This window comes from Vibrio sp. 1402 (assembly GCF_033340275.1).
The window spans coordinates 20650-39088 of sequence record NZ_JAWOWE010000005.1; the positions used below are offsets into that span (position 1 = coordinate 20650).

Annotated in this window: 16 protein-coding genes; 13 read left to right on the top strand and 3 right to left on the bottom strand. The window is 43.5% G+C overall.

The annotated features are described in order from the left end of the window. Positions 1-75: 75 nt before the first annotated feature. The 3 genes from malG to malE all read right to left on the bottom strand — a co-directional run bounded on the left by malG (position 76) and on the right by malE (position 3811). Entirely contained in the window at positions 76-966 is an 891-nt protein-coding gene (gene malG / locus R7044_RS11155; protein WP_005375275.1) for a maltose ABC transporter permease MalG, read from the bottom strand. 12 nt (positions 967-978) lie between these two features. Further along, positions 979-2553, bottom strand: a complete 1575-nt coding sequence (gene malF, locus R7044_RS11160) for a maltose ABC transporter permease MalF (protein WP_005375273.1) — start codon at positions 2551-2553, stop codon at positions 979-981. A gap of 79 nt (positions 2554-2632) precedes the next feature. Next, positions 2633-3811 (bottom strand): maltose/maltodextrin ABC transporter substrate-binding protein MalE, encoded by a 1179-nt coding sequence (malE, locus tag R7044_RS11165; RefSeq protein WP_005375272.1) that lies wholly within the window; start codon positions 3809-3811, stop codon positions 2633-2635. A gap of 672 nt (positions 3812-4483) precedes the next feature. Here malE and malK point away from each other — a divergent pair. From malK to yqfB, 13 genes are all read left to right on the top strand, one after another. Continuing rightward, positions 4484-5602, top strand: coding sequence for a maltose/maltodextrin ABC transporter ATP-binding protein MalK (gene malK / locus R7044_RS11170; protein WP_005375271.1), 1119 nt, complete (start codon positions 4484-4486; stop codon positions 5600-5602). Positions 5603-6024: 422 nt separating this feature from the next. Further along, positions 6025-7425: an undecaprenyl-phosphate glucose phosphotransferase gene (locus R7044_RS11175; RefSeq protein WP_033906767.1), complete on the top strand. Its 1401-nt coding sequence runs from the start codon at positions 6025-6027 to the stop codon at positions 7423-7425. Between the two features lie 10 nt (positions 7426-7435). Then, entirely contained in the window at positions 7436-8641 is a 1206-nt protein-coding gene (locus R7044_RS11180; protein ID WP_053307882.1) for an outer membrane beta-barrel protein, read from the top strand. A gap of 12 nt (positions 8642-8653) precedes the next feature. Next, the gene (locus R7044_RS11185; RefSeq protein WP_005375265.1) at positions 8654-9187 is read left to right on the top strand and encodes a polysaccharide biosynthesis/export family protein; all 534 of its coding nucleotides are present in this window, start codon (positions 8654-8656) and stop codon (positions 9185-9187) included. Positions 9188-9202: 15 nt separating this feature from the next. Then, positions 9203-11383 (top strand): GumC family protein, encoded by a 2181-nt coding sequence (locus tag R7044_RS11190; protein WP_225455577.1) that lies wholly within the window; start codon positions 9203-9205, stop codon positions 11381-11383. Further along, on the top strand, positions 11361-12170 hold the full coding sequence (locus R7044_RS11195) for a putative capsular polysaccharide synthesis family protein (RefSeq protein ID WP_005385848.1): 810 nt from the start codon (positions 11361-11363) through the stop codon (positions 12168-12170). The genes R7044_RS11190 and R7044_RS11195 overlap by 23 nt, the downstream gene beginning before the upstream one ends. Positions 12171-12172: 2 nt before the next feature. Continuing rightward, on the top strand, positions 12173-13225 hold the full coding sequence (locus R7044_RS11200) for a glycosyltransferase (protein ID WP_225455578.1): 1053 nt from the start codon (positions 12173-12175) through the stop codon (positions 13223-13225). Further along, positions 13191-14438 (top strand): O-antigen ligase family protein, encoded by a 1248-nt coding sequence (locus R7044_RS11205; protein WP_225455579.1) that lies wholly within the window; start codon positions 13191-13193, stop codon positions 14436-14438. Before R7044_RS11200 ends, R7044_RS11205 begins: the two co-directional genes overlap by 35 nt. A 15-nt stretch (positions 14439-14453) precedes the next feature. Further along, positions 14454-15287: a putative capsular polysaccharide synthesis family protein gene (locus tag R7044_RS11210; RefSeq protein WP_017821256.1), complete on the top strand. Its 834-nt coding sequence runs from the start codon at positions 14454-14456 to the stop codon at positions 15285-15287. Continuing rightward, positions 15284-16315 carry a glycosyltransferase gene (locus tag R7044_RS11215; RefSeq protein WP_213870336.1) on the top strand — a complete coding sequence of 344 codons (1032 nt, stop codon included), beginning with the start codon at positions 15284-15286 and terminating at the stop codon, positions 16313-16315. The genes R7044_RS11210 and R7044_RS11215 overlap by 4 nt, the downstream gene beginning before the upstream one ends. Positions 16316-16323: 8 nt before the next feature. Beyond that, positions 16324-17631, top strand: coding sequence for an oligosaccharide flippase family protein (locus R7044_RS11220; protein WP_021707644.1), 1308 nt, complete (start codon positions 16324-16326; stop codon positions 17629-17631). Between the two features lie 2 nt (positions 17632-17633). Continuing rightward, complete coding sequence (locus tag R7044_RS11225; protein ID WP_047102581.1) at positions 17634-18029, top strand: VanZ family protein; 396 nt, start codon at positions 17634-17636, stop codon at positions 18027-18029. 67 nt (positions 18030-18096) lie between these two features. Then, a complete protein-coding gene (yqfB, locus tag R7044_RS11230; protein WP_005385855.1) occupies positions 18097-18417 on the top strand; it encodes a N(4)-acetylcytidine aminohydrolase in 321 nt (106 codons plus the stop codon). Positions 18418-18439 lie beyond the last annotated feature (22 nt).

Here is an 18439-nt window from a genome sequence, read left to right on the forward strand (position 1 = left end):
ATCCGTGCTAAGTATAAGGGCGACCATGTGGTCGCCCTTTTCTAGTTATTCTTATCAATCTCAGACCACAAGAGATTATCCTTTCACACCACCAGCGGTTAGACCACCAACCAACCAGCGCTGCGCAAGTAAGAATACGGCAGTGATTGGCACTGCTGAAAGTACAGCAGCTGCGGCAAAGTCACCCCACAAGTAGTTTTGTGGATATAGGTATTGCTGCATACCCACTGCAAGTGTGTACGAGTCTACATCAGAAAGCAGTAGTGACGCTACAGGAACTTCACCAATTACCATGATGAACGACAAGATGAAGACTACCGCTAGGATTGGCACAGACAGTGGCAGCAATACCAAACGGAATGCTTGCCATGGTGTAGCACCATCAAGAGCCGCTGCTTCTTCTAGAGACGAGTCAATACTTTCGAAGTAGCCTTTAATGGTCCAAACGTGCAGTGCGATACCGCCTAAGTAAGCGAAGATCAGACCGCCATGCGTGTTCAGACCAAGGAAAGGAATGTACTGACCCAGTTTGTCGAACAACGCGTACAGAGCAACCAGTGCCAACACCGCAGGGAACATCTGGAAGATCATCATCGCTTTAAGAATGGTGTTCTTACCTTTGAACTTCATACGAGCAAACGCGTAAGCCGATGTGGTTGATAGCGCCACGATTAGGATTGCAGAAATACCACCCACTTTTACCGAGTTCCACAACCATGTCATTACTGGGAATGGTGGCGGTGTAACTGTACCGTCTGGATTAGTCACCGAGAAACCTAATGCCAATTTCCAGTGATCAAGTGTTGGGTTGTCTGGGATCAGGCTACCCGTTGCAAAGTTACCTTCACGGAATGAAATCGCGATGATCATCAGTAAAGGGAAAATAATCAGTGCCAAGAATGCCCACATTGCAATATGAGTAGCCCAAACACGATACTTTAATGACTTACCTTGTACCATTGCCATTGTAATTTCTCCTTAGTCCTGAGCTACTTTAGTTACGCGTAGGTTGATAAGTGCCAATGCGCCAACCAATAGGAAGATAAGCGTTGCTACTGCACTTGCTAGACCGAAGTCTTGACCACCAGCACCTTCGAATGCGATTCGGTAGGTGTAACTTACTAGCAGGTCGGTGTAACCCGCAGGCTCTGATGTACCAATCATGTTTGGACCACCGCCAGTCAACAACTGGATAAGTACGAAGTTGTTGAAGTTAAATGCAAAACTCGCGATCAACAATGGTGTTAACGGCTTCAACATCATTGGTAGTGTGATACGTGTGAAGTTCGTGACAAAGTTCGCACCATCAATTGCTGATGCTTCATATAAATCGTCTGGAATCGCTTTTAGTAAGCCCATACACAAAATCATCATGTAAGGGAAACCAAGCCAAGTGTTAACAATTAAGATCATGGTTTTCGCCATGAACGGATCAGAGAACCAAGCCGGGCTAATGCCGAATAAGCCTTCCAACAACATGTTGATCTCACCAAAGCTTTGGTTAAACAAACCTTTAAAGATCAAGATAGAAATAAACGCCGGAACTGCATAAGGCAGGATTAGCAACAAACGGTAAACTGAGCGACCTTTAAGTGCTTCCCACTGAACCACACTGGCAAGGACAAGACCAATAACAAGCGTAAATAATACGGTTAGCGCAGAGAAAACAATGGTCCAGATAAAGATACTGATAAACGGCTCTTTGATACCATCATCTTTCCAAACACGCTCAAAGTTGTGGGTACCAATGTTCACCACGAAACCTGGTGACACTGTGCTACCAACAAATTGACCGTTTTCATCGACAGGCTGGTAGTAACCTACTTCCATATTTGGACGTAGCGTTTCTTCAGTCCGGTTGTTGTAAAGCGTTTCACCATCTTCTTGTAATGTGTACAAAGGTACAACTGCAGCAAATTTGCGCAGCCCACTCATGCGGATATCATCACCACTTGGCAAATGTAAATCGACACTGCTCAACGCACTGCGGTTCTTAACAATCGCCTTGATTGATTCTTTTTCACCCGTTACTTCTTCAATTGGTGAAAGATCAAACTCCGATGCTGAAAGGTTATCAAGCTGAAAAGTCGGGCTTGCAAGTAGCTCACCATCTTTTTCAACCACAAGTTGATGGCCTTGCTCCGTTTTATACAAAGTGAACGGGTAGCTATCACCACTTTGGTAAGTTCGGTCCAAAAGTACGTTCTGAGCGCGATCAAAAGAGAGTTGGTTCTTCGCGCTATAGTTGGTAAACGCCAAACCTATGGTGTACGCCAAAGGGAAAAGAATGAAAAGGATCATCCCTGCTATACCAGGGTAGATGTAACGGTGTGCGTACGTCTTTTTACTACCAAAGATGAACAACGCTAAAGCGGTAAGAATGAGCGTAAGTAGTGCAAACGCAATCTCACCGCGAGAATACATAAGGATTGTTGCGTAGCCATTGATGATGCCGACTGTGCCTAAAAGTGACCATTTCATGAACACTTTTTTGCTGCTCGGAAGGCTGGCTTCTGGTGCTGTCATAGCATTTGTACCTTGAACTGACTGCATAGGGAACCTGCTAGCGAATATAGAATAAATATAGAAAAGTAAGGAGGAGTTGCCTCCTCCTTAAAAAGGTCTTACTTAATTATTTAGTCATTTGTTTTTCTGCATCTGCAAGAGCTGCATCGACAGTTTGACGACCGTCAACTACGTTGATGATTGCGTTCTTAGCCGCACCCCAGAATGCGTTCATTTGAGGGATATTTGGCATGATTTCGCCGTTCATCGCGTTATCCATAGTCGCAGCGATACGAGTATCTGAATCTAGTTCACGTTGGAACGAGTTAAGCGCTACCGCACCTAGAGGCTTATCGTTGTTAACCATACGTAGGCCATCGTTTGTTAGTAGGTAGTTCTCAATGAACTCAACCGCTAGGTCTTTGTTTGGAGACGCAGTGCTGATACCAGCTGTTAGAACACCAACGAATGGCTTAGAAGATTGACCTTGGAACTTAGGTAGCGTAGTCACGCCGTAGTTAACGCCTGACTTCTCAATGTTGCCCCAAGACCATGGACCGTTGATCGTCATCGCTGTTTTGCCTTGGTTGAACGCAGACTCAGACACTGAGTAATCCATATCCGCAGAGATTACGCCTTTATCAACTAAGCCTTTTACGAAGCTCATTGCGTCTTTAACGCCTTCTTTCGCGATACCAGCGTCTTTAACATCGTAACCTTCAGAAGTGTATTTGAACGCGTAGCCGCCATCAGCCGCCATTAGTGGCCAAGTGAAGTACGGTTCTTTTAGGTTCCACATGATTGCAGACTTGCCGTCTTTTTTAAGTTTTGCATCTAATGCTGCAACCTCTTCCCAAGACTTTGGTGGGTTTGGAACTAGGTCTTTGTTGTAGATTAGAGATAGAGACTCAACCGCAACTGGATAGCCGATCAATTTGCCGTCGTAACGTACTGCATCCCAAGCGAAATCAACGATACCTTCTTGAATATTCTTAGAAGGTTTAATTTCTGCTAGCAGGCCAGCTTCTGCGTAACCACCGAAACGGTCGTGAGCCCAGAATACGATATCAGGACCGTCGCCAGTCGCTGCAGTTTGAGGGAATTTGTCTTGAAGGCCATCTGGGTGAGCCACAGTCACTTTAATGCCTGTGTCTTCTTCAAATTTCTTACCAACTTCAGCAAGGCCGTTGTAGCCTTTATCACCGTTGATCCAGATAGTAAGTTGTCCTTCTTCGATGGCAGCATTAGCACCAAAAGAACCCAAAGCAACAAGAGTACCTAGTGCTACAGCGCTTAACTTTTTCATGTTCGTATCCTTTTTATATTTTTGATGTAGGGCTAGTCCATTGAGGTTCAGCCGTATTTCGACATATATCATCTGAAATAATCCAATATGTCTCATCCTCCTAATCCCTACGCCCTTACAATTATGACGTATTTTCGTGATCTAAATCGCCAAGGGTAAGAGACTCAAATCACAAAATGGATAGTTCCTGTGATCGGTTTCAACTTTAGGTGGTGCAATAATGTGATTTCCGACCAACTGCTTTCTTCCTCCTCCTTTTTTACTCCTCCCTTTCTACTCCCCCTACAATTATTTCTATTAGGAGGATGTCGCACTACGCACAATCTTAGAAACTGCAGTCATCCAAGAGTGGATGGTAAGAACCCTTTCCCAGCAGTGCCTACGTATTAGGAAAAAGATTTGCTGGTTTTGCATTGCCAGACGAGTGGAATGTCATTATTAGTGTTGTTTGTGGTAATTATTTCACGGGGGAGACAATACGAATAATGTGGGGGAGAGAAACTCGTACTTGGCTATGATGGGTAGCACTTCTATTCAGGACATTTTATTGAAGTGCTACCCTACTTTTCTTACCAACCGCAAGAACTTACCGATTCCTACTGTTACTGCTCGCTAGATAATTCATATAATGATGAGCGGTGAATAATAAAAAATTGATCGAGGACGAGCTACATGGCGAGTGTCACGTTAAAAAATGTTTGTAAAGCGTATGGCGACGTACTGATTTCTAAGAACGTAGACCTAACAATCAACGAAGGTGAATTTGTTGTTTTCGTAGGTCCATCAGGTTGTGGTAAATCTACCCTTTTACGTTGTATTGCCGGTCTTGAAGACATTACTTCAGGTGATTTGTATATTGGTGACCAGCGCATGAATGACGTCGAACCATCCAAACGTGGTGTTGGTATGGTATTCCAGTCTTACGCTCTTTACCCGCACCTTAACTTATATGACAACATGTCATTTGGCTTGAAACTAGCAAAAGCAGACAAAGCAGAAATCGACAAGCGTGTTGAACAAGCAGCAGAAATCCTACAACTAGGCCACTTGCTTGAGCGCCAACCAAAAGCACTTTCTGGTGGACAGCGTCAACGTGTGGCGATTGGCCGAACATTGGTATCGCAGCCAAATGTATTCCTTCTAGACGAGCCACTATCAAACTTGGATGCGGCACTGCGTGTAAACATGCGTGCACAAATCACGAAACTTCAGCGCCAACTTGGTTGTACCATGATCTACGTAACGCACGATCAGGTAGAAGCGATGACAATGGCAGATAAAATCGTTGTACTAGACGGCGGTTATGTATCGCAAGTTGGTAAGCCGCTTGAGCTTTACCATTACCCACAAAACCGCTTTGTAGCTGGCTTTATCGGTTCTCCGAAAATGAACTTCATGAGCGTATTCATTGATGAAGTAGAAGCAGAGCGCGTCAAAGTTCAACTATCTAACGGCGTATCTTTCTGGATTCCGGTGGATGGTACAACCGTTAACCGCGGCGACCGAATGTCTTTAGGCATTCGCCCTGAGCACCTATTATCCGCTTCTGAAGCTGATGCAAGTATTCACGGTGAAGTGATGATTGTTGAGAAGCTAGGTAACGAAACTCAAGTATACCTAAATCTAGAAGGCGCGGACGCCGACGTTATTTTCCGTCAGCCGGACACGCTTGCAGTCGACACTGGCGATAAAATCGAGATCGGTATTCCAGCTCATCGTTGTCACCTGTTCCACAGTGATGGTCGCGCATGCCGCCGCCTATACAAAGAAAACGGCGTAGAAGTCGAATAGTTCATTCGTCCTTACTCAAAAAAATCCCTCTCAAGTGAGAGGGATTTTTTTATCTTAATAAATATCAGCAATTCGATACTAAATCATTAATCGTGAACGAATCAAATCACCCGTTTCTTCTACCCTCACATAAACCATTGTCTTTGTACTGATACTTCATTTTTAATACTTTTCCTCATTCCTCATAAGTAAGTACCAGCTTTTTCCTAACCCGCCAAACTTAGCCAAAGGGCTAAATATCATTCTTATTTCCACTTACCTCAACAAAGCAAATTTTTACACTTATCAACGAAATTACACGTGACAAAAAACTCAGCAGCATTCCACAGAATGCTCTGTGCACTAACTACTAATAACGTTCACGACACGGCAATTGGGGAAGACACCCAAGGGCGGTAGCGTGTCAGAAGGGAAACTGAGTCATGAAACAAAAAGGACTTATCCGCTCTCATGAGATGGAGTTCGCTTTTTTATATCGCATCTCAGATCTTGCTGTCATCGTCTCTTTTATGCTGCTTTTAGTGTTCAAAGACATGAATACTGCGATGGGGAAAGATTACGTCATATTGGCTTTCGTTGGAGGCATCTCCTTTCTATTTATGGCAGAAAGCGGCAATCTTTATCGCTCTTGGCGAACCAGTTCGTTTAAAGAGCAGATGTTTATTGTCTGTGTTGCTTGGGCGGTGACTTCTGCACTTATCTTTATTGTGCTGTATTTTTCTGAAGTCCATACCTTATTTGATAACACAATTTTAGCGCTGTGGTTTGCGATTACGCCCGCTCTGCTTTTAGCATGGCGAGTAACATTCCGTACCGGATTAGCCTATTTGAGAAAAAAAGGATTCAACACTCGCACTGCGATCATCATCGGCCAAACTCCTCACGGCATTACCCTAGCTAACGAAATTCAAAACCACACAGAACACGGCGTGCTTTTTGATGGCTTTTACGACGAACGATCTTCCGACAGACTGCCAAATTCTGATTATCCTATTAAAGGAGCTGTTGACCACGCCCTTGAGCGAGCTAAAAAAGGGGAAGTAGATTACGTCTATATCGCGATGCCAATGCACGCAAAAGAGCGCATTGCGTCACTTCTTAACCAATTCTCAGATACCACCGCAAATACGTATCTGATTCCCGACTTCTTCACTTATAACCTTTTACATTCTCGTTGGGCGCAGATCGGCCAAGTTCAAACACTAAGTGTCTTTGATACACCTTTTGCTGGAATTTCTTCTTGGGTAAAACGGTTTGAAGACATCTTGTTTTCGAGCATTATTTTGGTCTTAATCGCCCCTATTCTATTCGTCATTGCGATTGGCATTAAGGCAACTTCTAAAGGCCCTGTCATCTTTAAACAACATCGTTACGGTCTTGATGGACGCAAGATTGAAGTCTGGAAGTTCCGTTCAATGACAACCATGGATCAAGGTTCCAACGTGAAACAGGCGACAAAGAACGATCCTCGTATTACGCCTTTTGGCGGATTTCTACGTCGCACCTCTTTGGACGAACTGCCTCAATTTATCAATGTACTGCAAGGGACCATGTCTATTGTTGGTCCACGCCCTCATGCCGTGGCGCACAATGAAGAGTATCGCCAGATTGTTGACCGATACATGCTACGTCACAAAGTAAAACCAGGCATTACTGGCTGGGCGCAAATTAATGGTTATCGCGGCGAAACCGACACCTTAGAAAAAATGGAAAAGAGAGTCGAATTTGATTTGGATTACATCCACCACTGGTCGGTTTGGATGGACATCAAAATCATCTTTATGACCGTTTTCAAAGGCTTCACTGGTGCTAACGCTTACTAAGGTTGAGATTATGAAGAAACTGACAATGGCAATAGCATTGAGTCTGTTTTCTACTGACTTGCTCGCAGAACCGATGGCTTACCAAACCGAGTCTGGTATAGAGTTGATTCCCCTCGTAAAAACTTTCTACGAGGGAGATGACAACATCAATAAAGCGGAAAAATCCGGCAATGTAGAATCGGTCAATATTTGGGGTATAGAACCAAGCTTATTAGCACGTATAGAACGGAATCGCTATCGCGCAGATATTTTATATAAGTTAAAAGCTGGCTTTTCATCTGACGATCGCAACGACTTCGACGACCACACTTTTCAGTTTTCCAACTTTTTCGAATTTAATCATCGTCATCGTTTAGTGGTTGATTACCGTTTTCGCGCCCAGCATGAAGTTCGAGGAGAAGATATTACCGAAGGTAATGGTAGCGCAATCGACTCACCAATAGAGTTCAACCGTAACGATGTAAAAACCAATTATGTCTTTGGATCTAACGGTGCCAAAGGCAGACTCGAATTCGGTTTAGGCTATAGTGATAAAACCTATCAAAACTATCGTGAAGGCTTGCCTGGGCGCCCAAACGCTAAAACTAAATACAACGATTTTCGAGCTCCCAATGCACATTTGGAGTTCTATTTAAGAGCGACGCCAAGAACCTATTGGTTAGTCGGAACAAACCAAATCGTAACCGATTATCAGCACCGAAATTCTGCGCAGCCATCGAAAGATAACAACACCAGTTTCTATTACACCGGTGCCGAATGGGAAGTCACAGGAAAAACCAAAGGCATCGCTCGACTCGGTTATCAAATCAAAGATTTTGACAGCGCTCAACGAGAGACATTTAAAGGCTTTAGTTGGGATATCGGCTTTGAATGGTTGCCTCAAGAACAAACTCTAGTCAGCGTGAAAACCACTCAAGCGGCGGTTAACCCCGATCAAGATGGCGATTACAACCTACAAACTCGTTACCGACTGAACCTGAAGCACGATTGGAATAGTTACCTTGCAACTCGCTTAGGTGCTGTTTATCAACAAGATGATTACACGGGAATCTCCAGAAACGACGATCGGTACACTCTATCTTTTGGTATCGATTATCAGATCAAACGTTGGATACAGCTGCAAGCCGATTGGCAATACCAAGATAAAAACTCTAGCCGATCGGATTATAGCTTCGAACAAAATATTTGGACTTTAAGCGCACAGTTTTCTCTGTAAAAAGGATTATTAATGAAGGCATTCATCAAATTCATGAGTGTAGCGTTGTTGCTATTTAGCACTTTGGTCAACGCTGACTCAAACGAGGAAGATTACTTACTCGATACTGGCGATACCATTTCCGTGCAGGTCTATGGTGAAGAAGATCTTACGATTAAAAATATTCTAATAACGTCAGATGGCTACTTTGATTACCCCTACCTTGGCCGAATTAAAGCAATCAAAAAAACACCAAAACAACTCAAGTACGAAATAGAAACGGGCTTAAAAGGCGATTATCTCATCAATCCAAAAGTGATGGTCACCATCAATAACTTTCGTCTATTTTACGTTAATGGCGAAGTCAGGAAACCTGGTGGATTTGAGTACCGTCCAGGGTTAACCATAGAGAAGGCCATCGCTCTAGCAGGTGGCTTGACCGACAGAGCCTCACGCAAAGGCATTAACCTCACCAAGCATAAAACAGGTCAAACGATGGAAGGAGTCAGTATGCACCGCAACGTTGAACCTGGTGACATTGTATTTATTGACCAGAGCTTCTTTTAAGTGACAGGGAATCAAATGAACGGGACTCATCCAAATAATCTCCAGATGAACAAAGTAGAACTGATTCGTTTTGGCCATCACTTCAAAGCGATTAAAAAGAATTGGCTAAGCATCGCAGCATTCACGCTTCTGTTCTCATTAACTTGTACTTGGTATATCTACTCCAAAGCATCGATATACCAAGCTACAGCTACGCTACTCATCCAAGAGGAGCAAAAAAGCGCCCTTTCAATCGAGGAAGTATATGGCGTCGACACGACAAAAAAAGAGTACTTTCAAACGCAAATCGCCATTTTAAAATCGAATCATATTGCAGATAAGGTCATTAGAGAGCTGAACCTCACCCAATTACCTGAATTCACAAGCTCAGGGGGGTTAAATAAAAAAATCGACCAAATAAAGTCGATTCCTTTTGTTCAAGACCTACTGAATGTGGCACCAAGCCCAAAAGAAACCGCCCAGTTTTCAGAGTCCTATTATCAGGCACTTCAAGCTTTCAGAAGTAAACTCGATATTGAGCCAGTACGTAACACCCAATTAGTCAGAATTCGCTTTCGTTCTACCGATCCTAAGCTTGCGACGACAATCACCAACGCGGTCGGCCAAGCCTACATTGACGCAAATTTTGAAGCCAAATTGGTCGTTACACAAAATGCGGCTACTTGGTTGACAAATAACTCTCAAAAATTGGAGGAGCGATTACGTAACTCGGAGCAAGCGCTGCAAGAATTCTTGTTAAAAGAAGGGTTGATCGATATAAACGGTATTGATGAAATTTACGCAAATGAGCTAGAAGAACTCACTCGCAAGCTGAATATCGCTGTTAATAAGCGTATTGAAGCGCAGACGTTAATCCAACTGTTACGACGTAAATCTTCGCAAAGTTTAGACAGCTTGTTGTCAATTGATGAATTCGCTAATCAAGCGCAAATCCGCGATCTAAAATTGTCGGAAGCACAGGCAGCCAAAAATCTCTCTGAACTGGCACAGCGCTACGGACCTAAACATGATCGAATGATTCAGGCGAAAGCACAGCTTGCTGAAATTCAATCAAGAACCCAGCAACTCATCCGTGGCATTTCCTTCAGTAAGCAACAAGACCTTCTTGCTGCAAAAGCGCAAGAGGACATGCTTCGAGCAGAGCTCGATAACAAAAAGTCAGACTTCCAATCGTTAGGGTCACAAAAAGCGCGTTACGAACAGTTAAAACGCGAGGTTGAATCTAATAAGGCACTCTATGAAGCGTTCTTAAATCGTGAGAAAGAGACCAACGCCACCAGCGACTACAAGAATGTCACTGCTCGCTTTACTGATAAAGCCATCATTCCTCTATTCCCGGTGGCACCACAACGAATCAAACTGGTACTGATTGCCACCTTTTTTGGCTTTGCCATTGCTTGCGCTCTAGTCATCATCTTAGAAACGATGCGAGAAGTTATCCGAAGCACAGCCGACGTGCAGGAAAAACTTGGTGTTACGTGTTTAGGTGTGATTCCTATGGTCAAAAAACGCAATTTGCGTAAAAACGGCGTCAGTTATACCGCGTATTTAGATGATGAAGAAAAGCTATTTAGTGAAGCTTGCCGCTCAGTCAGAACCTCGCTTCTGCTCAGATTAACCAACACGAAGCAAAAGATATTGCCCTTTACCTCTGCTATTCCAGAAGAAGGAAAAACATCAACCAGTATCAATATGGCGGTGTCGTTTTCAAAAATGGAAAAGGTATTGATCATCGACTGCGATTTACGTCGACCTTCCATCGCAAAGCGATTCGGTATTGCTGAATCAAGCCCTGGCTTAACGCATATCCTGACGATGGATACGCCAATCAAAGATTGTGTTACACATATAAAAGAAGCCAACTTAGATGTATTACCGGCCGGCCTAATTCCGCCAAACCCACAGGAATTATTGGCTTCTGATCGCTTTAAAAAGTTGCTCGAACATTTTCAAAATAAGTATGACCGGATCATTATCGATACACCGCCCCTACTGTCAGTGAGTGACGCACTTATTCTTGGTCAGTATGCCAATGGTCTGATCACCGTCATTCGCTCAGAATCAACAAAATCATCACTGGTTAACCTTGCGTTATCTAAACAAATACAACACTCAGTTCCATCTCTTGGCGTCTTAATCACACAAGCCAAGGCCAAGGAAGGAGAGACGCTCTATGTCCAGAAATACGCCTACTAACGTAAACCTATCTTGGTACCAAACGTTGAAAAGCCAAGAACAGCCGGTATTGATCTATCAAATGGGCAAAGTAGGTTCGAGTGCATTAGAGCATTCCATTCCTGACTCGATTCACTTGCACGACCTTATGACCGTCGATGCGCAAAAACAAATATCCCCCGTTAGAGCGCAATTGCATAAGCCTCAGATCAATGCGTTAAAGCGACGACTAAAGCGTATAACGATGAGCCACATGTTAAAGCGCAAGAAAAAAGTTCGAATCATCTCGCTGGTGCGTGAACCGATCGGACGAAATGTCTCAATGTTCTTTCAAGCACTTCCTTTTTGGATGGCGGACAAATATCTAAAGGATGACAGCGCAATACGTACCGAACGACCGCAATTACTCCAAGAAGCATTTGATAAGCACATGAATCATCAATATGCGCTGCAGTGGTTTGACAACGAGATCAAACAACTAACAGGGATTGACGTGTTTAACGAGTCTTTTAATCACGAAGTAGGCTATCAAACATACCATAACAATAACTTCTCACTGTTGGTCATTCGAAGTGACAAGCTAACGAAGGCTAACTCCGCAGTTGAAGACTTTTTAGGTTACCCCGTAGATGTTGTTTATGAAAATCAATCAGACAACAAATGGTACTCGCCACTAATGAAAGAATTCAAAACGCAATTTCAACCTACACCCGAGTACGTTGAAGAAATGCTGAATTCTAAATTGACGAAGCACTTTTTCTCAAATGCAGAAATCACCGACCTTAAACAGCAATATCTGACCAATTAATCATGAAAACCAAGATTCTACATATTATTAATGATCTTTCTCAGAACGGCGGTGCTCAGAAGTTCTTAGTCGACCTTGTTTTAGAACATAAGCCTGAATACGAAATCAAAATTTTGGTCTTGTGTGATGAAAATGATTACTTACTAATGCTATCCGCCCAAGGGATAGAGTGTTTTAACTGGCGCACATTGTCATTGAGTGAGAAATTCTCTTTGCTGCGTTGGCCGGATGTCGTTCACGGGCACCTCTACCCTTCCATTTACCTAGCGCTATTGGCGGTAGGTAAAAAACGAATCCAGACTGAGCACTGTTCTTATAACCGTCGACGTGACTATCCGCTGTTTAAGTTCATGGAATACGTCTTGTATTGGGGCCACGACTTGACAGTCAGTATTAGTGAAAAAGTACAAGATGAACTGGTGAAGTTCATGCCTCGCTACCAACACAAATATCACGTGGTGCACAATGGCGTTGATTTAAAAAGGTTTTCTATGACGCCAAGATGCGCCAGCCACCTAATCGACAAACCAGTTATCAAGATTGGAATGGTGGGCCGACTTCACCAACATAAAGATCATGAAACGCTTATCCAAGCACTTATCCATTTACCAAGACGATACGAACTCCACCTTGCGGGAGATGGAGAAAAAAAATCGTCACTGCAAGCATTGGCAACAAAAATCAACGTCGCGCAACGTGTTCACTTTCATGGCGTAGTTTCAGACGTTCCAGCCTTTTTGAACGACATGGATATTTACGTGCAATCGTCGCACGTCGAAGGCTTTGGTTTGGCGGCGGTTGAGGCGATGGCAGCAGGCTTACCCGTACTATCGTCGGACGTACCTGGTTTGGATGACGTCACCGGACGTGCCGAATATTTATTTCAAGTTGGTAACGCCACTGAACTGAGCCAAAAAGTCCTCCAGCTGTGTGAAAGTGTTGAGCGGTACGACGCTGCAAGTCAATACTCAGTCAATAGGGCCTCTCTCTACACCATCGATAAATTTCGTGAAGGTTACTATGGAATCTACCAGCAGCTTTACGCCAACAAATAGTTCCGCGCCATCGAGCCATCGAGCCTCATTGCTTGCTGCATGCCTATTAGCATTGTTCTTTATTCCTATGAAGTTTCGTGCTGGAGGAATAGCGCTAGCCCCATCAGACATCGTAAGCCTTTTGTCCATTGGTTTTACAGCGTTAGTGGTATTGGAAGGAAAAGCTGAAAAACTCATGCATCCCTGTATGGGGTTCCTCGTATTGTTCACTGGGTATGTGTTCATAAATGGTCTGCTAAATCGCGTCCCTTTAATGCCGCTAGTTATAGAGACTGTGCAATGGTTAGCGATTTTGTGCCTACTGAGCCTAATGTACGCCTATGGCGTGTTTGATGACGAACGGGTAATGGTTTATTTCACGTATCTGTTGTTTTTCATCTGTACGCTCGTTGCCTTATGGCACTTTGCTCAGGGCTATCAAAGCGGGTTTAAGTTACTCGGAGTAAGTAAATACGGGTTCGGTGTACTGTGCTCACTGCTGTACCTTTATCGAGATAAAGTTCGCGCTTTCCACCTTTTGATGCTCGTAGCTTTAGTATTACTGGTGTTGTCACAAGAAAGAAAAGCGCTACTTGGTTTTTGTCTGCTTTTCTTCTTTGACCAACTGCTCGTAAAAAACTTAATGAGAAAATCGCTCAGCGAAACGTACACGTGGACGATTTTATTAGCCTTAAGCTTCACTGTGTTTACTGCCGTCACAACCACACTCTACGTTGGGTTTGAAACGCTAGCAGACACATTGGAAATAACCCAAGAAGACGTCTTATTTGCCAACCAAAGTGAAGCGCGCTGGGTATCGAATCTTCATAGAAAACTTTTACTTGCCAATGGGCTAGATATTTTACTTCAACACCCGGTGTTAGGTGTCGGCGCGAAAATGTTACCCAACTTTATGATCAGTTACTTTAACTATGATGAGCTGGCGATCTACACCCACAACTTTGTGTTAGATACCGCAATTGAATACGGATTGCTTGGTATCGGTCTGCTGTTTGGTGGTTATTTTCTTTTTATTCGCTTTTGCTTCCGTAGTCTTAATGAAAACAGAAAAAGCCTATTACTTGCGATATACGCCCTCATCATGGTGTTTTTCGTTGCGGTAAACACCACCATAATTTTAATACTCTTATTACCCGTCATGATCAGCATGAGCAACGACTCAAGGGCCATTGCTCATACTTTTCCGGTAAACCATCACCACGAATATGAATAATCAAGGATAGGATAGATGAAGTATTCAATCTCTCGACAATTTGAAAAGAACCGAGAACTCCAAGCTGATAATTTTGTTTTAGTTTACCAAATGGGCAAAGTTGGCTCCTCATCAATTGAGCACACGCTAGGGGAGAAAAATATCCCGAGCTATCACATCCACACCTTTGATGATCACGAAGAATTTCACATGTATCACAATAAAAAAGACGTGAGTAAATTCTTCGACTTCCGAAACCGCGCACTCTATCGCTTAGTGCTCAAGCAGCGAAAACGTATCTTACAAAAACGCGAACAGATTAAAATCGTTACGCTGGTCCGCGATCCAATCGCAACTGTCTTTTCTCGCTTCTTTCAAGATCTCCATTTGCAATTTATCGAAGGCAAAAAGAACGATGCAATTCACCGAGATATGGAAGTCACGTATCAGCACCTCGAGCATTGCTTTGATAACTATATCAATCTCAACTATTTTGCGGACTGGTTCGACAACGAGTTAAAGCGTAATTTCAATATCGATGTGATGCGCCAAGAGCTGGACAACACTCAACCTTTCTTCACATTCCAGAACGCTCAGGCCAACGTCATGCTAATCAAATGCGAACAGCTCAGTTCTCTTGATAAAGAAATCGGTGAGTTTCTTGAGTTGCAAGACTTCGTGCTAAAAAACAGCAACGAAGCGAAAAACAAGTGGTACTCCAATATCCACCAACACTTTAAGAATCACTACGACTTCTCAAAACTGTTCTATATGTACGATCTTCCCTTGTATCGCCACGTTTATTCAGAGCAAGAGCGTGATGCTTTTAAACACAAATGGATGCAAACACCAGGGACAAAATCATCATGAAGAAAGTACTCCATGTTACAGAAGCGTTTGGAGGTGGCGTTCAAACCGCCCTCTATAGTTATGTTCACTCATCCAGAGACGAGCCATATCAACATTTCTTGCTAGCCAGAGCCCGAGAAAACGACTTGACCAATGAGAACAACCACCACATTTTCGTACAGACAAAGTGGGTAGAAGGCGGCTTGCTTCAATTTATTCGCGATGCAAACCACATGATTGCATCACTTGCTCCCGACGTCGTGCATTTGCACTCGAGTAAAGCGGGATTTCTCGGCCGATTTCTAAAGCTTGGCAAGGCACGCTTGGTTTACACACCGCACTGTTATGCCTTCGAACGTGAAGATATCTCAGAGCTTGCACGCCAGATCTATAAAGCACTAGAGAAAGTAAAACTGAGCAAAATTGATGTGGTTGCAGGCTGTAGCCAACGAGAGTGTGACCTAGCCATTAGCATTGGTGCGAAACGTGCCGAACTGCTCAACAACTACGTGTCTTATCAAAGTGAAGATCGTATAGAGCGAAACAAGCAAGAAGCGCTGAAGCTCGTTGTACTTGGCCGTGTCGCGCCCCAAAAAGATCCTCAGTTTCTTATCAGCACATTGCAGTTCCTTAATCGGTATGCACTTAACCGCCCGATAGAGATCACATGGATAGGTGGCGGTGACCACGTACTCGAACAGAAATTACGTACTGAAAATGTGGATGTAACGGGTATGCTGCCTCGCGATGAGGTAGTTGAAAAGCTCAAGGGTTCAGACCTTTATCTACACACTGCAGCATGGGAAGGGATGCCGTTAACCATTCTAGAAGCATCCAAGTTACATCTTCCTATGGTTATTCGGAGCATCGGCGCAACCAAAGATCTCAACTACCCGTTTTTAGCGCTCACACCTGAAGAAATGGCCAAGCAGATCGCGCATAGTGTCAATCATTATGAAGACATCGATTTTCGCCAATATACAGCAGAATTAAACGATGCCTTCAGTGAAGAAAAACAGCGCCTCGCACTCAATAAACTTTACGGTTAAATGCCCCTATGTTTCACACTGTTCAACAAAAATTACTGTTGATGCCCAGCGGTAAAAAAAGCTTGTTATCTACCGGATTAAAAACCGCAATCACGCGTGTGTTGAGTGCGCTATTTGCTTTTTTACTGACTCTGATTGTATCGAAGACCAGTGACGCTTCGACGGCCGGTCAATTCTTCTTTTTATTCAACCTAGTCTCGCTACTCGCTATCGTTTCTCAGCTAGGTTTTGATGTCTCGTTAGTTCGTTACAATGCGATCGCTTTTAATAACAAAGAGAAGCTTGAACAAAGCCAAAACTATAAAACCGCACTTTATCGAAGTATGGCATTTTGCTTGCTCGCCATAGGCGTTTTGTTGGCAGGGTTTAATCTGTTTCCAGAACAGCTAAACCAGACTCAATCACCAATGTATGCGATTACTTTATGCTTGCTTTGCATACCTTTCTTGGTGCTTGCGCAAACCAACAGTCGGGTGCTTCAAGCATGTAGAAAAGTTGTATCATCTCTGTTTGCGTTGCAGCTTGGGGTAAGCATGTTGATGGTCATTTTTGTCTTTGCCCTAGACTATATCGGTCAGCAAAATATCAACAATCTAATGACCGCACTGCTTTTAGCGAGCATAGGTGTCGCGGTCATATCTAGTGCCAATTGGCTTGGCTCAGATCAATATCAAACATCGGCTTTCGTACCAAACAAAAAAATGGTCTCTTCTGCCAAGCAAGTCTGGGTTGGCAGTATCTTCACGAATGTTCTTCAATGGGGAAGCCTTGTTATTACGGGCTTTTTTATCTCAACAGCGGAACTCGGTTTGTTAGCCGCAGCCCAACGTACATCACTACTGATTGGCTTCGTGCTGATTACCATTAACTTTGTGGTCGCCCCGATGTTTGCCTCTCTCTACAAAGAGCGTCAAATGCGCAAACTGCAGAACCTGAGCCGCTTGGCGTGCCGAGCTAATGTTGGTTTAGCGATTGTACCCGTAATTATTTGCACCCTCTTCCCCGAGTTTGTAATGCAGTTTTTTGGTGAGGAGTTTCTCGCCGCGGCGCCACTATTAGTCGTCCTTTCTCTGGGGCAGTTAGTCAATGTTGCGACTGGTTCAGTAGGTTTTTTATTATTAATGAGTGGTCATGAGAGAACCATGAAATACATTACAATTTCCTCCGGTACGGTGTCCATCTGCCTACTTGTTACGCTTTGCCAAATGTTTGGGGTGATTGGTGCAGCGTGGGCAATGGCAATTGGCATGGCTATCCAGAATTTAGCTGCACTGTACTTTGTAAAACGTTACTTAGGCTTCTTTCCAATAGGTTAATTATGGCTTTAATACTGGCGCGCACGAGTTTTGTTTTAGTCCTGATGCTAACCGCTTCACTCTCTTTGTGGAAAAGCTCTGACCTACACCATACTGCTTACCTGCAAATGGAAACCTACTTAGGCGGATCGAGTACGCTTCACTTTACTTTCAGTTTATTGATCGGCTTTTTATCGGTTTTCACGTTCCCTTCTCTGGTGAGCCCGAATAAAACCGACGTTTTTGGGATTCGTCTTTTGCTACTGCTGTTGGCTATCGTTTCAATGGAAGAAATGAGCCAACTTTTTATTCCAAATCGATCATTTAGTTTTGATGATCTCAGCACCAACTGGATAGGCGTTATCTCAGGTTACTTTAGTGCCAAGTTAATTCGCTTCATCCGCACTCGGTCGTTCTAGTAATACAGGAATCTCTGGGGGATTTGGGTATATAATTACGCCAAACAACCAGACTAACGAGTACATCATGCCATCTCATCCAACCAAGATTACTTTTTTTGAATTCTTAACCCCGTTGATCACGTCAGGCAAAAAGACGATAACGATTCGAGATGAATCAGAAAGCCATTACGTTCCCAATACAGAAGTCGAAGTTTTTACCTTAGAAACGGATCGTAAAGTCTGCGATATCAAGATACGTTCTGTAGAACCACTTCACTTTGAAGATATTAATGAGTTTCATGCAGAACAAGAAGCCATCGAACTACCAAAACTCAAGCAGTTAATTCGAGAAATCTACCCAAATACCGACACGCTCTTTGTTATTGAGTATGAGCTGATTAAATAACCCACAACAAATACTAGACGAC

What these genes read in the sequence shown, in the direction of transcription:
- malG (WP_005375275.1), bottom strand. Translation starts at nt 966, where the DNA reads ATGGCAATGGTACAAGGTAAGTCATTAAAGTATCGTGTTTGGGCTACT.
- malF (WP_005375273.1), bottom strand. Translation starts at nt 2,553, where the DNA reads ATGCAGTCAGTTCAAGGTACAAATGCTATGACAGCACCAGAAGCCAGC.
- malE (WP_005375272.1), bottom strand. Translation starts at nt 3,811, where the DNA reads ATGAAAAAGTTAAGCGCTGTAGCACTAGGTACTCTTGTTGCTTTGGGT.
- malK (WP_005375271.1), top strand. Translation starts at nt 4,484, where the DNA reads ATGGCGAGTGTCACGTTAAAAAATGTTTGTAAAGCGTATGGCGACGTA.
- R7044_RS11175 (WP_033906767.1), top strand. Translation starts at nt 6,025, where the DNA reads ATGAAACAAAAAGGACTTATCCGCTCTCATGAGATGGAGTTCGCTTTT.
- R7044_RS11180 (WP_053307882.1), top strand. Translation starts at nt 7,436, where the DNA reads ATGAAGAAACTGACAATGGCAATAGCATTGAGTCTGTTTTCTACTGAC.
- R7044_RS11185 (WP_005375265.1), top strand. Translation starts at nt 8,654, where the DNA reads ATGAAGGCATTCATCAAATTCATGAGTGTAGCGTTGTTGCTATTTAGC.
- R7044_RS11190 (WP_225455577.1), top strand. Translation starts at nt 9,203, where the DNA reads ATGAACGGGACTCATCCAAATAATCTCCAGATGAACAAAGTAGAACTG.
- R7044_RS11195 (WP_005385848.1), top strand. Translation starts at nt 11,361, where the DNA reads ATGTCCAGAAATACGCCTACTAACGTAAACCTATCTTGGTACCAAACG.
- R7044_RS11200 (WP_225455578.1), top strand. Translation starts at nt 12,173, where the DNA reads ATGAAAACCAAGATTCTACATATTATTAATGATCTTTCTCAGAACGGC.
- R7044_RS11205 (WP_225455579.1), top strand. Translation starts at nt 13,191, where the DNA reads ATGGAATCTACCAGCAGCTTTACGCCAACAAATAGTTCCGCGCCATCG.
- R7044_RS11210 (WP_017821256.1), top strand. Translation starts at nt 14,454, where the DNA reads ATGAAGTATTCAATCTCTCGACAATTTGAAAAGAACCGAGAACTCCAA.
- R7044_RS11215 (WP_213870336.1), top strand. Translation starts at nt 15,284, where the DNA reads ATGAAGAAAGTACTCCATGTTACAGAAGCGTTTGGAGGTGGCGTTCAA.
- R7044_RS11220 (WP_021707644.1), top strand. Translation starts at nt 16,324, where the DNA reads ATGTTTCACACTGTTCAACAAAAATTACTGTTGATGCCCAGCGGTAAA.
- R7044_RS11225 (WP_047102581.1), top strand. Translation starts at nt 17,634, where the DNA reads ATGGCTTTAATACTGGCGCGCACGAGTTTTGTTTTAGTCCTGATGCTA.
- yqfB (WP_005385855.1), top strand. Translation starts at nt 18,097, where the DNA reads ATGCCATCTCATCCAACCAAGATTACTTTTTTTGAATTCTTAACCCCG.